Consider the following 13718-nt stretch of genomic DNA (forward strand, 5'->3'; position numbering starts at 1 on the left):
CTGGCACATACTATGACTCATATAAAAATTCCTTTTTATTCTGAGTTTCAAGTTTAGCTAAACATTAACTCATCGTCAACAATATTTTAGCGGCTAAAATTATTCTGCCGCCCAAACCCAAACAAGGTAAATCCTCAGTGTACAACGATATATTCTTTACCAATATTTTGCATATTTTGGATGAACGCGGAATGACCAAAAAAGAATTACATGATCTATCTGGTGTATCAAATTCCTTTCTTTCTGATTTAACAACAGGTAGCGGAAATCCCTCTCTCAAGGTGATGGAAGCAATTGCGAATGCGTTAGAAGTGCCCCTACCAATGCTGCTTGAATCAACAGATCTGGATAAAGAATCCCTGGATGAGCTGGCGGGTGGCACATTCAGGCAAAGTCTACCTCCTGGATATGAGCGGGTCTCAGTAGTTTTACCAGAGCACAAAGCATTCATCGTCAAACGCTGGGGAGAGGAAACAAGTAAAAAGTTAAAATCATATTAATTAACGCCAGAAGAGTAGGGCGCCAGCATCCGGCAACAAGTAAATTTTAGCCGCTAAATAATCATCCGAATTCACTGGGGTTATATAACCCCGGTTCCTCTATATTTACCACTATATCCGATTTTAACATAGTGTAACAGACTGAGTTAATTTCATTATAACTGTTGCGTAAATTAATATTTCGTTATATCGTATTTGTCAGCTTATAGGAGATACTAGGCTTAAACAAATAAGATGAATAACACGGATACCAAAGATAAATACGGAAGCATCAATGATCGAGCTAAACGCAAGCTCGAGCGAGATATGGGGTCAGATCTTTTGGATGCCCTGTATGACCCAAAGACCGTTGAAATCATGCTTAATGCCGACGGCAAGCTGTGGCAGGAGCGTCTGGGCGAGCCGATGAAGTGCATCGGCTCGATGCGAGTAGCTCAGGCGCAAGCTATCATCGAAACCATCGCCGGCTATCACGGCAAAGAAGTCACCCGTCAGAAGCCAATACTCGAAGGGGAATTGCCCCTTGACGGTTCCCGCTTCGCCGGCCAGCTCCCTCCGGTTGTACCCGCTCCGACTTTTGCGATCCGTAAAAGGGCCGTCGCTATTTTCACGCTGGATCAATATGTAGAGGGCGGAATTATGACGCCCCAGCAACGCCAGGTACTTATTGACTCTGTTGCCGCGCACCGCAACATCCTGGTGATCGGCGGCACCGGCTCGGGCAAGACAACTCTGGTGAATGCGATCATCAATGAGATGGTGGCTAACGACCCGGCTGAGCGGGTCTTCATCATCGAAGATACCGGTGAAATCCAATGTGCCGCTGAGAATTACGTCCAGTATCACACTAGTATTGACGTCACCATGACGGCGCTGTTGAAAACCACGCTACGTATGCGCCCGGACCGGATTCTGGTCGGTGAAGTGCGCGGCCCGGAAGCACTTGATTTGCTGATGGCCTGGAATACCGGGCACGAAGGCGGAGCCGCAACATTACACGCCAACAACGCAAAAGCCGGGCTTGATCGGCTGGCCATGCTCATCAGCATGCACCCAGATTCACCAAAACCCATTGAACCGCTCATCGGCGAGGCGGTGCATGTCGTCGTACATATCGCCAGAACCCCAGATGGCCGGCGCATCCAGGAGATTCTTGAGGTTTCCGGATACCACGACGGCCAATACATAACAAAAATACTTTAGGAGTATATCCATGCAACTCGCATTTCCAACATTTCAGCTCAACCGTAACACTTATCTCTATCTGGGCATGCTTGCTCTGCTGACCGTCATCTTATTTGCTCCGCAGCCGGCCTTCGCGTCAGAGGGGACCGGCGGATCTCTGCCTTATGAAAGCTGGTTGACCAATCTGCGTAACTCCGTCACTGGCCCGGTAGCTTTCGCATTATCCCTTATCGGCATTGTGGTTGCTGGTGGCGTCCTGATCTTTGGCGGCGAACTCAATGGATTTTTCAGGACATTGATTTTTATTGTATTGGTCATGGCATTGCTGGTCGGGGCACAGAACATGATGAGCACCTTCTTTGGCCGTGGCGCTGAAATCGCGTCTCTGTCTGATGGGGCAGTCCTGCAAGTGCAAATTGCCGCCTCAGCCGTCAACGAAAGAGCTGTATAGCATGGCTATCCGTACGATTCCCATACGTAGGGCTGGCAATAGAGATAACCTGTTCATGGGCGGAGATCGTGAATTGGTCATGTTCTCTGGTCTCATTGCCGGAGCACTGATTTTCAGCGCTCAGGAACTGAGGGCTACTGTATTCGGTGTTTGTCTTTGGTTCGGGGCGCTGTTTGTATTCCGTCTCATGGCAAAAAGTGATCCTAAGTTGCGCCATGTTTATCTGCGTAGCCGCCGCTACAAGAAATACTATCCGCCACGCAGCACGCCGTTTCGTGAGAATACGCAAAGCCAGGGAGAACAATACAAATGATCCAGGCACTCGCAATTACAATTGCCGTTCTAGGGGCCGTCCTGTTGCTCGTCCTGTTTGCCCGTATCCGGGCGGTCGATACCGAACTGAAACTCAAAAAGCATCGTTCGAAAGACGCAGGCCTGGCCGACTTGCTCAACTATGCCGCTGTGGTCGATGACGGCGTGATTGTGGGTAAAAACGGTTCTTTCATGGCCGCATGGCTGTATAAAGGGGACGACAACGCCAGCAGCACCGATGAACAACGAGAAATGATATCGTTCCGCATCAACCAGGCCCTCGTAGGCTTGGGAAATGGCTGGATGCTGCATGTCGATGCTGTACGCCGGCCAGCACCTAACTACTCTGAACAAGGGTTGTCGCAATTCCCTGACCCGGTTTCCGCCGCTATTGATGAAGAGCGCCGCAGACTATTCCAACGCCTGGGAACAATGTACGAGGGCTATTTCGTATTAACCCTGACATGGTTCCCGCCTGTGCTGGCACAGAGAAAATTTGTCGAACTCATGTTCGATGACAACACGCCAACGCCTGACCACAAGGCTCGCACGATGAGCCTAATCGAGCAATTCAAACGGGAAATCGCCAATATCGAAGGGCGATTGTCGGCTGCTGTGAAGCTGACTCGCTTACATGGCCAGAAGATCGTTAACGAAGACGGAACGATGGCCACTCATGACGATTTTTTGAGCTGGTTACAATTCTGCATAACCGGCAAACATCATCCCGTACAATTGCCCAGCAATCCGATGTACCTGGATGCGTTGATAGGTGGGCAAGAATTACGGGGAGGGGTCGTGCCAAAAATCGGTCGCAACCTCATCCAGGTTGTCGCTATCGAAGGCTTCCCCTTGGAATCTACGCCGGGAATCATGACCGCCCTGGGGGAGCTGCCATGTGAATACCGTTGGTCATCCCGGTTTATATTCATGGATCAGCACGAGGCGGTGAAGCATCTGGACAAGTTCCGCAAGAAGTGGCGGCAGAAGGTTAGGGGCTTCTTCGACCAGGTATTCAACACCAATACCGGGCCGATCGATCAGGATGCGCTTTCAATGGTGGAAGACGCGGAAGCGGCCATTGCCGAAGTGAACAGCGGCTTGGTTGCGGCGGGCTATTACACAAGTGCCGTCATCCTCATGGATGAAGATCGGACTCGTCTGGAGGCGTCTGCACGCCAGGTAGAAAAGGCCATTAACCGCCTGGGCTTCGCGGCTCGCATCGAGACGACTAACACGATGGATGCCTATCTGGGCAGTTTGCCCGGCCACGGCGTCGAGAACGTGCGTCGTCCGCTCATCAACACGATGAACCTGGCCGATCTGTTGCCGACATCCACGATTTGGACGGGCAGCGCAAGCGCACCGTGCCCGTTGTATCCTCCGATGTCGCCGGCGCTCATGCACTGCGTTACTCATGGTGCTACCCCGTTCCGTCTGAATCTGCATGTGCGCGACCTCGGCCATACCTTCATGTTCGGACCGACCGGCGCAGGCAAATCGACGCACCTGGGCATTATCGCTGCACAACTTCGCCGCTATGCTGGCATGTCGATCTACGCCTTTGATAAAGGTATGTCTATTTATCCGCTTACCAAGGCCGTTGGCGGCCTGCATTTTTCGGTAGCGGCCGACGATGACAATCTGGCCTTCTGTCCGTTGCAGTTTCTCGAAACCAAAGGTGATCGTGCTTGGGCAATGGAATGGATCGACACCATCCTGGCGTTAAACGGGCTAATTACTACGCCATCGCAGCGCAATGAAATTGGCAATGCCATCATGAGCATGCACGCCAGCGGCGCCCGCACTCTCTCTGAATTCTCTGTAACCATCCAGGACATAGCCATCCGCGATACGATCAGGCAATACACGGTAGACGGTTCGATGGGCCACTTGCTGGATGCCGAAGAGGACGGGCTGTCACTCTCTGACTTCACAGCGTTCGAAATCGAAGAACTGATGAATTTGGGCGAAAAATTTGCGCTGCCGGTTCTGTTGTACCTGTTCCGCCGCATTGAGCGATCGCTGCACGGCCAGCCGGCCGTCATCATTATGGATGAAGCGTGGCTGATGCTCGGCCATCCGGTGTTTCGGGCCAAGATCCGGGAATGGCTGAAAGTCATGAGAAAGGCGAATTGCCTGGTTCTTATGGCAACGCAAAGCCTGTCTGACGCAGCCAATTCGGGCATTCTGGACGTCATCGTTGAATCGACCGCGACCAAGATTTTCCTGCCCAACGTTTACGCCCGCGACGAGGATGCGGCTGCCCTATACCGCCGCATGGGCCTCAATGCCCGGCAGATTGAAATTCTGGCGACCGCCATTCCGAAACAGCAGTATTACTACGTTTCCGAGCATGGCCGCCGGCTCTATGACCTTGCCTTGGGACCTTTAGCCTTGGCCTTTGTCGGTGCATCAGACAAGGAATCCGTTACAACCATCAAAAACCTGGAAGCCAAATTCGGCAATCAGTGGGTTCATGAATGGCTTGCTGGGCGAGGCCTGAATCTCAATGACTACCTGGAGTCCATAAGATGAATCTTTTCAAGAAAAAACCAGCCGACTCTCAGTCTCTCAAGAAACCGATGAAAGGCGAGGACAATAACCCGTATTTAGCCGCCCGGCGCACATGGAACGAGCATGTCGGTTCTGTCGTGTCGTCACTGCAAACCTGGCAGGTGGTCGGCATTCTTTCGCTCTTGATCGCTTTAGCCGGTGTCGGCGGAGTCATTCATGTAGGCAGTCAATCCAAGTTCATCCCTTATGTCATCGAGGTTGACAAGCACGGCCAGACCGTCGTTGTCGGACCAGTGGCGGCCAGCTCTAAAGCTGATCCGCGCGTTATTCACGCCTCTGTAGCCGATTTCATCACGTATGCCCGTATGGTCACGCCTGATGTGGCATTACAGCGAAAAGCGGTATTTCGCGTGTATTCAATGCTATCACCTAATGATGCGGCGACCCAGAAGATGAACGAATGGCTGAACGGCACGCCGGACTCCAGCCCATTCAAGCGTGCAGTGAAGGAAATGGTTAGCGTCGAAATCAAGTCGGTGCTGCCACAATCACCTGATACTTGGCAGGTTGAATGGGTAGAAACCACTCGTGACCGTCAAGGCGTCCTGAAAGACAATCCGGTGAACATGCGGGCATTAGTCAATGTTTACACCATCGAACCCACATCACAGACAACAGACGAGCAATTACGCAATAACCCGTTAGGTATCTTTGTACGTGATTTCTCCTGGTCAATCATCCCTTGATTAAAGAGATCATCCACCATGAAAAAACAAATTATCACTAACATCCTGGCCGCCGCTATGGCCGTGTCGGAGCCGGTCCTGGCCGCCCCTGACGACGATCTGGCCGACAAGTATTTCTCCAAAAACAACCCGACACTGACCGCGCAAGAAAAGGCGGCAATCGCCATTGCCAAACGATGGGAAGCGGGCGCATCTACCGGCCTGAATCCAGTACCCGGCTCCAACGGGGCAATCCATTTCCTGTACGGCGCACAGCAGCCCAGCATCGTTTGCGCAGTCCTTCAGGTATGTGACGTGGCGCTACAGGCTGGGGAGCTGGTCAATTCTATCCATCTAGGAGATACGGCCCGTTGGACAGTGGAGCCGGCCATTACTGGCAGCGGCTCAGCCGAAACGCAACATCTCATCATCAAACCGATGGATGTGGGACTGGAAACCAGCCTGGTCGTGACTACAAACCGCCGCACTTATCACTTTAAGCTGCGTTCGCATCGCACTCAGTATATGCCACAGGTTGCATTCACATACCCGGAAGATGCTCTGGCAAAGTGGGATGCGATTCGATCCTACAAAACACAAGAGCGCGAACAAAAAACCATCCCGCAAACCGGCGAGTATCTGGGCGATCTGAACTTCGACTATGATCTGGACGGTGATGCGGCCTGGATGCCGGTACGTGTCTTTAACGATGGCAGCAAAACTATCCTACAGATGCCGGAGGCGATGGCCCAGACCGAAGCGCCAACCTTACTGGTCATGCGCAAAGAGGGCGGCCTGTTCACGGATGACGAAACCGTTATGGTCAATTACCGTGTCCAAGGCGACCGCTACATCGTTGATACTGTCTTTGACAAGGCAATCCTGATTGCCGGCGTTGGCGACGGCCAAGACCGTGTGACCATCACTCGGAGGAAGTAACTATGCGCAGAATATCTTTCCCGGCGTTGGCCACGCTTACCATCGTTCTTACAGGATGCGCTACCTCGCCGTATGGCAACTATCTGACATCCGCCTCAGTAGATCAACAGAAACTTGCCAGCGAAGCGGTAGAGCAACTCGCCACGTTATGGCCGCCGGCAAAAACACGGCTTGAACTGAAACAAGCCACGCAGGATGCGTTCGGTATTGCCCTGACCAAGGGCTTGCGTGAACGCGGATATGCCGTCATGGAGTTCAGCCCTAAACAAACCGCTCCTTCTCATGCTTCGGATGCGCACGTACTGCCTTTGTGTTATGTGCTCAACCAGGTAAAGAGCGGCACCTCAAACCTATATCAATTGACGCTATTAGTTGGGACCGAATCAATTACCCGCCCGTATCTAGAGCAAAACGGCACTGTGGTTCCGGGCTATTGGACACATAAGGAGTAAGATCATGACCGGAACTGAAGAACCTGATCACATGGACCCAGACGCATCACCGAGCGCAGGGGTGCGCCGTGTCAACAACCTGCCGATGTACATACTCGGCGGTGTATTGATGGCGTTTCTTGTCATGATGGGCTTAGTGGCAGCGGACCGCGCTGCCCAGCAAAACAAGGAAGAAAAAGTGCCAAATCAGAGCAAAGGCAACACATCTATGTTTGCTAAAGAAATAGCCGGCGATCGAATGAGCGGACTGATTGAGCCGTTGAAGCCACCTGCCGAAATCTACATACCGAAGGTTGAGCCGGTGCTAATTGCACGGCCGGATAACCTGGATGCGCCACCGAAACCACCATCACCACCAGCTGAACAGGTGCCGGATGATGAGGCAGAGCGCATCCGCCAGGCAAAGCTGCAAATGTTCCAAGATGCCGTGAAAGCAAAAACTGGCGTACAAGTTGTGGCTCCTCGCAGTTCCGGGTCGGCAATTAGCACTGATACACCAAAAACCCGCGAGGAAATGCTGGTCCGCTTAGCGGCAGTGCGACAGCAACTCGCCGATAATGATGCACAGAAAGAAGATCCAACAACCGCATTTAAAAGACGCCTAGCTCTTATTCGTAGCATGGGGCCCGGTGGCGGAACGACTTCTGGCGCTTCTACCCCGTCACTGTTGCAGACATCAACCGATGATGCTGATACGACCGCTGGCGGTAGCGGTAATAGCTACTCGCAATTCGCGGGCGGCGATGGCGACCGTTGGGAGCTTGGCTCTAAAACAGAGGCACCGCGTTCACCGTATGAGCTACGGGCCGGCTTTGTCGTCCCTGCAACGCTCATTTCCGGCATTAACTCAGACCTGCCGGGACAAATCATGGCGCAGGTGGCGCAGAACGTGTATGACACACCGATTGGGAAATATCTCTTAATTCCCCAAGGATCGCGGCTAGTAGGTACGTATTCGAGCGACGTGGCCTATGGTCAAGCTCGCGCCCTTGTGGCTTGGCAACGCATTGTATTCCCCGACGGGAAAGCGCTGGATATTGGGGCGATGCCGGGAGGAGATAACGCCGGATACGCCGGATTTAATGACCTGGAGAATCATCATTATTTCCGTTTATTCGGTTCAGCACTTTTGATGTCGGCTGTGACTGCAGCCACATCCTATAGTCAACGTCAAGATCAGGGAACATTCTTTGGCAGGCAGGATGCCGGCACTGCACTAAGCGAGGCGCTGGGTCAGCAGCTCGGCCAGGTCACCGCCCAATTGATTGCGAAAAACATGAACATTGCCCCAACCCTGGAAATCCGTCCAGGTTACCGTTTCAATGTAATCGTCACTAAAGACATGACGTTTTCCAAGCCTTATCAATCATTTGATTATTAACGCCAAGAGAAATGAAGATGAAAATAAAATCAAAAAATTTAGCCGCTAAAATTGCGCTGAGTCTAGCAGTGGGGTTGATTTCTATACCGGCAAACGCCGGAATCCCTGTCGGTGACGCTCCAGTCTTTGGGACAACAGGAGCAGATGCTGTATCGAATGCCGAACAAGTGATCAAGCAGATATATGAGTATGAAACTCAGTTGCACCAGTACGAAGATCAACTAAAAAACACGCTGGCTCCGGCAGCCTATATCTGGGATCAAGCTCAGTCCACGATTGACAACTTGATGAGCGCCACTGACACGCTGAACTATTATAAGACCCAACTCGGCAGCATTGATTCCTACCTAAGCAAGTTTGGAGACGTGGCTTATTACCGTGGATCGCCGTGTTACTCGGCTGAAGGGTGCTCCGATGCTGAACGTGCTGCGATGGAAGAAAACCGAATTCTGGCTTCCGAGTCGCAAAAAAAAGCCAATGATGCGCTTTTTCGAGGCTTGGATAGACAGCAGGATGCGCTCAAGGCCGATTCCCGCCGACTTGAGCAACTTCAAGCAGCCGCACAAAACGCAACCGGCAGGATGGAGGCCATTCAGTTTGCTAATCAGCTTGCCAGTCAGCAAGCAAATCAACTTCTGCAAATACGCGGCCTTTTGATCGCTCAGCAAAATGCAATTACCACTCGCAACCAGGCTTTGGCGGATCGCGAAGCTCAGGAAGCGGCCTCGGCCACACAGCTGCGCATGGGCAGCTATCGTGCCAGCCCAGAACGAATTTGGTAAAGGGGGACATTGATGAAACCCAATAAGACTTTGCTTTTCGTTCTTTTGGCGGCTTTGATCACCTCATGTTCCCCTGACATTCCGACACAGGAAATGCCGACAGTCAACGATGAGAACTGCAAGCCTGAGAATATAAAAAAAATCAGTGACAAGGGCACCCAGCAAAAATTCGCCTCGAAATGCCTACGTCGCCCCGTCAGCGATTTCAAGCCTAGTGAAAAACGCGAGTGGTGAGGTAGGGATATGAGAATGCCAGCCAAGCTAAAAAAAGCTGTGTTACTGATATTCCTGTGCGCGGCTCTCTTTGCGCTCGATGCTCACGCAGCCATAGACAATGCCGGCGTCATGGATAACGTTCTGGATCGTTATTCAGCAGCAGCGGCGGGTTGGGCGGATGTCATTACCAACGCTGCATCATGGCTTTTTTGGACGCTCGTACTCATTTCGATGGTATGGACGTTCGGAATGATGGCTTTGCGTAGAGCTGACATTAGTGAGTTTTTCGCTGAGCTTACTCGCTTCACGATCTTTACTGGCTTTTTCTGGTGGCTCCTGATCAATGGACCTTATTTTGCCTCCTCGATCTACAGGTCACTGCGGCAACTCGCCGGTACCGCTACCGGCCTCGGTCACGGTCTATCACCGTCGGGAATTGTTGATATCGGCTTTGAAATCTTCGACAACATGTTGGACCAGTCTTCGGTTTGGTCGCCAGTAGACAGCGCGGTTGGCATCCTGATGGCGTTGGGGATTCTCGTCATCCTGGCGTTGGTTTCGATAAACATGCTCCTGCTCCTGGTGGCGGGCTGGATACTGGCCTATGGCGGCGTGTTCTTCCTGGGCTTCGGTGGATCTAGGTGGACTACGGACATGGCAATCAACTACTACAAGACTGTCTTGGGCGTGGCTGCACAGCTCATGGCAATGGTGCTCCTGGTAGGCATCGGCAAGACCTTCCTGGATGATTACTACAACAGCATGAGCGTGGGCATCAGCATCAAAGAAATGGGTGTCTTACTGATAGTAACGATCATACTGCTAGTCCTGGTCAACAAAATTCCATCCCTTATAGCCGGAATCATCACCGGTGCCAGTGTCGGCGGTGCCGGCATCGGAAGCTTTGGCGCAGGTGTGGCGCTTGGAGCGGTCGGCATGGCGACCGCAGCGGCGGCCACTGGTGGAGCCGCTATCGCGGCTGGTGCGTCCTCAGCCGCCGGTGGTGTGGCGGCAATCAAGGCTGCTTTTTCGAAGGCCAGTGAAAATGTGGCAAATGGCACGGACATTCTTTCGAGATTCGGCGGTGCCTCAGAGGGAGGTAGTTTGTCCATTAGCGGTGGTGACAACAGCAGTATTGGCGGCACACCTTTCGCACAAGCCGCGGGTTTCGCCAGCGGCGCCCAGCTGAGCGGAGGCTCATCCGAATTTAGTTCACTTAACTCAGACAGCTCAAAGAATGACAAGGCTGAAGGAAAGGACACCAAGGGCAAAACTGAAAGTGGTATCGACCAAGGCAAGGCCAGCAATTTTGAGCAGCAAGGCGTATCGAACGGCAATGCCAAAAATAGCGGTTCTAGCGATCAACAAACCACTTCTCCTGACAGCCCAAGCATGTTGGCTTCTGTCGCCAAGGCCGCCGGCACTGCCGGGCGAATTGCGGCTGATGCAACAGCCAATCTGGCGCAAGGAGTGACTGAAGTGGCCAAGGCGAAGGCGGCCAGCATGACGGATGCGGCAATGGAGCGTATTGCCGAAACTACAGGAGGAAAGATTGCGGCCGCTATCAACGAACAGAGCAGCGCCAACGTAATGGATATGCAAGTGCCGCAACAGCAGACCACCCCGACCTTTGGCAACAACAGCCTGGCTTCGGCGGAATTCCATATAGATGATCCCGAGTCTGAAGTTACAGCTTTCCGTGATCGCGATAACAACCGTTCCATCCTATAGGAAGAAATTCATGAAAAAAATATCTATTACCGTTGTTCTAGCCGCGCTGTTACTGGCGCAGCCAACTCATGCAAGGGATTCATGCAAGACGATGCTTTGTATGGCCGGCATGTTCCAAGGGGTGGGTGTCGTTGATAATTGCGAAGATGCGGTTCGCGACTACTTCAGTATTGTCAGATTCGACCATCATCACCGCTTTAAGCCAGGCGATACAAAACGTGACCGAGGCAACTTCCTCGGCGGTTGCAAATTTGATCCAGAAGGATGGGCCTCGAAAATCAATAATGCTTATGGCACTACCCGGGGCTTTGGATTCTAATGGTATTCACCGATTTGCCTCCACAAATACAAGAGCGCGTTGTATGCTCGATCTCGGCAGCCATCAAATACAAAATCCCAGCCAACATCATGCTGGCCGTGGCTGAGAAAGAAGCGGGAAAACCGGGACAATGGGTACGAAACACAAATGGCACTCATGATGTGGGCGCAATGCAATTCAACACCTCGTATCTGTCTGATCTTAGCCGATACGGCATCACGGCGAATGATGTAGCGGCCGCAGGCTGCTATGCGTTTGACTTGGCTGCCTGGCGCTTGCGGGTGCACATTCGCAATGATAAAGGCGATATATGGACGAAAGCAGCCAATTACCATTCTCGCACACATAAGTACAATACTATCTATCGTACCGATCTCATGCGCAAGGCGGCCAAGTGGGCGGATTGGCTTGAGGCCCATTTCGTGACGCTGGATGTGAATCAAGCGGACGCAATACCCACAATGCCGATTAGGCTAGTCTCGCAGCAACCTATCCAGGCTCCAGCCAAGAAACTGCCAGCAATGGCTCAAACTGCAAAGTTTACTGGCTATGTGCCCCGACAAATTTCCTTCATCACTAAGAGTAAGAGCTTCAAATGAAACCGATTCATCTTTCAGATGGAACGCTCGAGGCGTTAAAGTGGCTCGGTTTGATTTTGATGACGGGGGATCACATCAACAAGTATCTGTTCAGTGCCACACTGCCCGGTCTGTTTGAGGCTGGCCGGCTGTGCCTGCCGATCTTCGTTTTTGTCCTGGCATATAACTTGGCCCGGCCCCGTGCTCTGGCTAGAGGCGTTTACGATCGCACTATGAATCGCTTGGTGACGTTCGGCGTATTCGCTTCTGCCCCCTTTATCGCCCTGAATCTGAATTACCTGCACGGCTGGCCATTTGGGCCCCTCAATGTCCTCTTCACGCTACTGGTCATCACGGTCACGGCGTACTTTATAGAGAAAGGCGGTATTTTCAATCGGGCGGCGGCCTTTGTCGTGTTCCTGTTCGGTGGTTGGTTGGTCGAATACTGGTGGCTGGGGGTTGCACTGGGATTAGCCAGTTGGATGCACTGTAAGCAACCCTCTTGGCTCAAGGCCTTCTTCACATTACTGTTCTGTGCGTCGTTATGGTTTATCAATAGAAACCTATGGGCTATGGTTGCATTACCATTGATTATGATAGCCACATGCATTGATCTATCAGTGCCGCGCTTGCGGTGGGTATTTTATTTCTACTACCCATTTCACCTGGCCGTGCTTTGGCTGATACGCATTCCCATGAGCAAGGCCGGATACCTTTTCTTTTGAATTGGGAGCCTAATGATGTACAAAACGCTCTCCCTGGCCTTTTCTTTGGCATTATAAGTTGAAACGGCGTTGAAAATTTCTAGTTTAAAGAATGAAGATATTCAGTGCCGATTTGCACTTTAATGACCTTGTGTCCAATTCTCTCAAGATGAAACTTAAAAAGTCATAGAAAAGACCATAAGCAGATCGTTTCTTGATCACCTGAGTAGTTAAAGTCAAAGAAGGAGCAAGCACCTTGGAATCATGGGTATTACGTGCCTTTCACAGAATTTCTACAGTTTTGAAGTACTATCTCTGATAGTTATGCATGTTCTGCATAATCACGCGTAATTTCCGTCTAATTTTTCCTGTTTTATTAGATAAACCAAAAAAATATCATTCTATCTTAAATAATTACTCTCAAATCGACAAGCGTGTTAAGCTTATATGGTTTTCTCAATGAATATCAAACGAGGTTAAAGTCATGATCCGCTGTCATTTAGCCCGCTTGATGGGCGAGCACAAGCTACGTATCGCTGATGTTGCCAGGGAAACGGGGCTGAGCAGAAATACCATCACGCTGCTTTACAAAGAAACTGCTCAAAAAGTGGATCTTGATGCAATAGAGCAATTGTGTTTGCTCTTTGACTGTAATGTGGGAGATCTTTTTGAGCTGACCCAAAACAAAAAAAACAAGGAGTGACGTAGTGTCATCTGAAACCGATATTAGCGACCATCAGTTGGGCGCCAAAGCCAGCATCGAACAGCAGATCTTGCTTAAGGTATGGAGGGGGATTGTTGGGCAAATACAGAATTTTGTTGAAAGTGGTGCATTTGCCCAATCATTCTCCAAGTGTTTCCTAGACGGCAACGCCAATACCAATGAAAAAACATTGGGGGGCATAGGTGGTTGCTGAAATCTCTGA

General features: G+C 51.3%; 17 protein-coding genes. All 17 read left to right on the forward strand.

Annotation, left to right across the window (positions count from 1 at the left end; translation table 11 throughout):
• The first annotated feature begins 137 nt into the window (after positions 1–137).
• The 17 genes from METLU_RS0101775 to METLU_RS0101855 all read left to right on the forward strand — a co-directional run bounded on the left by METLU_RS0101775 (position 138) and on the right by METLU_RS0101855 (position 13709).
• Positions 138–500: a transcriptional regulator gene (locus tag METLU_RS0101775; RefSeq protein WP_027156720.1), complete on the forward strand. Its 363-nt coding sequence runs from the start codon at positions 138–140 to the stop codon at positions 498–500.
• Between the two features lie 234 nt (positions 501–734).
• Positions 735–1703 (forward strand): P-type conjugative transfer ATPase TrbB, encoded by a 969-nt coding sequence (gene trbB / locus METLU_RS0101780; protein ID WP_027156721.1) that lies wholly within the window; start codon positions 735–737, stop codon positions 1701–1703.
• A gap of 10 nt (positions 1704–1713) precedes the next feature.
• Entirely contained in the window at positions 1714–2136 is a 423-nt protein-coding gene (gene trbC / locus METLU_RS0101785; protein ID WP_027156722.1) for a conjugal transfer system pilin TrbC, read from the forward strand.
• A 1-nt stretch (position 2137) separates the two neighbouring features.
• On the forward strand, positions 2138–2449 hold the full coding sequence (locus METLU_RS0101790; RefSeq protein ID WP_027156723.1) for a conjugal transfer protein TrbD: 312 nt from the start codon (positions 2138–2140) through the stop codon (positions 2447–2449).
• Positions 2446–4986: a VirB4 family type IV secretion/conjugal transfer ATPase gene (locus tag METLU_RS0101795; RefSeq protein ID WP_027156724.1), complete on the forward strand. Its 2541-nt coding sequence runs from the start codon at positions 2446–2448 to the stop codon at positions 4984–4986. Before METLU_RS0101790 ends, METLU_RS0101795 begins: the two co-directional genes overlap by 4 nt.
• Positions 4983–5711, forward strand: coding sequence for a conjugal transfer protein TrbF (locus METLU_RS0101800; RefSeq protein ID WP_027156725.1), 729 nt, complete (start codon positions 4983–4985; stop codon positions 5709–5711). The genes METLU_RS0101795 and METLU_RS0101800 overlap by 4 nt, the downstream gene beginning before the upstream one ends.
• Positions 5712–5729: 18 nt before the next feature.
• Entirely contained in the window at positions 5730–6629 is a 900-nt protein-coding gene (trbG, locus tag METLU_RS0101805; protein ID WP_027156726.1) for a P-type conjugative transfer protein TrbG, read from the forward strand.
• A gap of 2 nt (positions 6630–6631) precedes the next feature.
• Entirely contained in the window at positions 6632–7081 is a 450-nt protein-coding gene (locus METLU_RS0101810) for a conjugal transfer protein TrbH (protein WP_027156727.1), read from the forward strand.
• A 4-nt stretch (positions 7082–7085) separates the two neighbouring features.
• Complete coding sequence (locus tag METLU_RS0101815) at positions 7086–8462, forward strand: TrbI/VirB10 family protein (RefSeq protein WP_036242766.1); 1377 nt, start codon at positions 7086–7088, stop codon at positions 8460–8462.
• A gap of 17 nt (positions 8463–8479) precedes the next feature.
• Entirely contained in the window at positions 8480–9244 is a 765-nt protein-coding gene (gene trbJ / locus METLU_RS0101820) for a P-type conjugative transfer protein TrbJ (protein ID WP_081678996.1), read from the forward strand.
• 12 nt (positions 9245–9256) lie between these two features.
• The gene (gene trbK / locus METLU_RS0101825) at positions 9257–9478 is read left to right on the forward strand and encodes an entry exclusion lipoprotein TrbK (RefSeq protein WP_027156730.1); all 222 of its coding nucleotides are present in this window, start codon (positions 9257–9259) and stop codon (positions 9476–9478) included.
• Between the two features lie 9 nt (positions 9479–9487).
• Positions 9488–11191 carry a P-type conjugative transfer protein TrbL gene (trbL, locus tag METLU_RS0101830; RefSeq protein ID WP_027156731.1) on the forward strand — a complete coding sequence of 568 codons (1704 nt, stop codon included), beginning with the start codon at positions 9488–9490 and terminating at the stop codon, positions 11189–11191.
• A gap of 10 nt (positions 11192–11201) precedes the next feature.
• Positions 11202–11510, forward strand: a complete 309-nt coding sequence (locus METLU_RS0101835; protein WP_027156732.1) for a hypothetical protein — start codon at positions 11202–11204, stop codon at positions 11508–11510.
• Positions 11510–12109, forward strand: a complete 600-nt coding sequence (locus METLU_RS0101840) for a lysozyme family protein (RefSeq protein WP_027156733.1) — start codon at positions 11510–11512, stop codon at positions 12107–12109. The genes METLU_RS0101835 and METLU_RS0101840 overlap by 1 nt, the downstream gene beginning before the upstream one ends.
• The gene (locus tag METLU_RS0101845) at positions 12106–12813 is read left to right on the forward strand and encodes a TraX family protein (protein ID WP_027156734.1); all 708 of its coding nucleotides are present in this window, start codon (positions 12106–12108) and stop codon (positions 12811–12813) included. Before METLU_RS0101840 ends, METLU_RS0101845 begins: the two co-directional genes overlap by 4 nt.
• Before the next feature lie 463 nt (positions 12814–13276).
• Positions 13277–13495 carry a helix-turn-helix domain-containing protein gene (locus METLU_RS0101850; protein ID WP_027156735.1) on the forward strand — a complete coding sequence of 73 codons (219 nt, stop codon included), beginning with the start codon at positions 13277–13279 and terminating at the stop codon, positions 13493–13495.
• A 4-nt stretch (positions 13496–13499) separates the two neighbouring features.
• Positions 13500–13709, forward strand: a complete 210-nt coding sequence (locus tag METLU_RS0101855) for a hypothetical protein (protein ID WP_027156736.1) — start codon at positions 13500–13502, stop codon at positions 13707–13709.
• Positions 13710–13718: the final 9 nt, after the last annotated feature.

The sequence above is a fragment of the Methylobacter luteus IMV-B-3098 genome, from assembly GCF_000427625.1.
GTDB lineage: Bacteria > Pseudomonadota > Gammaproteobacteria > Methylococcales > Methylomonadaceae > Methylobacter > Methylobacter luteus.

Coding starts and splice junctions, on each gene's coding strand:
- trbC (WP_027156722.1), top strand. CDS start 1,714: ATGCAACTCGCATTTCCAACATTTCAGCTCAACCGTAACACTTATCTC.
- trbL (WP_027156731.1), top strand. CDS start 9,488: ATGAGAATGCCAGCCAAGCTAAAAAAAGCTGTGTTACTGATATTCCTG.
- METLU_RS0101810 (WP_027156727.1), top strand. CDS start 6,632: ATGCGCAGAATATCTTTCCCGGCGTTGGCCACGCTTACCATCGTTCTT.
- trbG (WP_027156726.1), top strand. CDS start 5,730: ATGAAAAAACAAATTATCACTAACATCCTGGCCGCCGCTATGGCCGTG.
- METLU_RS0101815 (WP_036242766.1), top strand. CDS start 7,086: ATGACCGGAACTGAAGAACCTGATCACATGGACCCAGACGCATCACCG.
- METLU_RS0101845 (WP_027156734.1), top strand. CDS start 12,106: ATGAAACCGATTCATCTTTCAGATGGAACGCTCGAGGCGTTAAAGTGG.
- METLU_RS0101840 (WP_027156733.1), top strand. CDS start 11,510: ATGGTATTCACCGATTTGCCTCCACAAATACAAGAGCGCGTTGTATGC.
- METLU_RS0101850 (WP_027156735.1), top strand. CDS start 13,277: ATGATCCGCTGTCATTTAGCCCGCTTGATGGGCGAGCACAAGCTACGT.
- trbB (WP_027156721.1), top strand. CDS start 735: ATGAATAACACGGATACCAAAGATAAATACGGAAGCATCAATGATCGA.
- METLU_RS0101835 (WP_027156732.1), top strand. CDS start 11,202: ATGAAAAAAATATCTATTACCGTTGTTCTAGCCGCGCTGTTACTGGCG.
- METLU_RS0101795 (WP_027156724.1), top strand. CDS start 2,446: ATGATCCAGGCACTCGCAATTACAATTGCCGTTCTAGGGGCCGTCCTG.
- trbK (WP_027156730.1), top strand. CDS start 9,257: ATGAAACCCAATAAGACTTTGCTTTTCGTTCTTTTGGCGGCTTTGATC.
- trbJ (WP_081678996.1), top strand. CDS start 8,480: ATGAAAATAAAATCAAAAAATTTAGCCGCTAAAATTGCGCTGAGTCTA.
- METLU_RS0101800 (WP_027156725.1), top strand. CDS start 4,983: ATGAATCTTTTCAAGAAAAAACCAGCCGACTCTCAGTCTCTCAAGAAA.
- METLU_RS0101790 (WP_027156723.1), top strand. CDS start 2,138: ATGGCTATCCGTACGATTCCCATACGTAGGGCTGGCAATAGAGATAAC.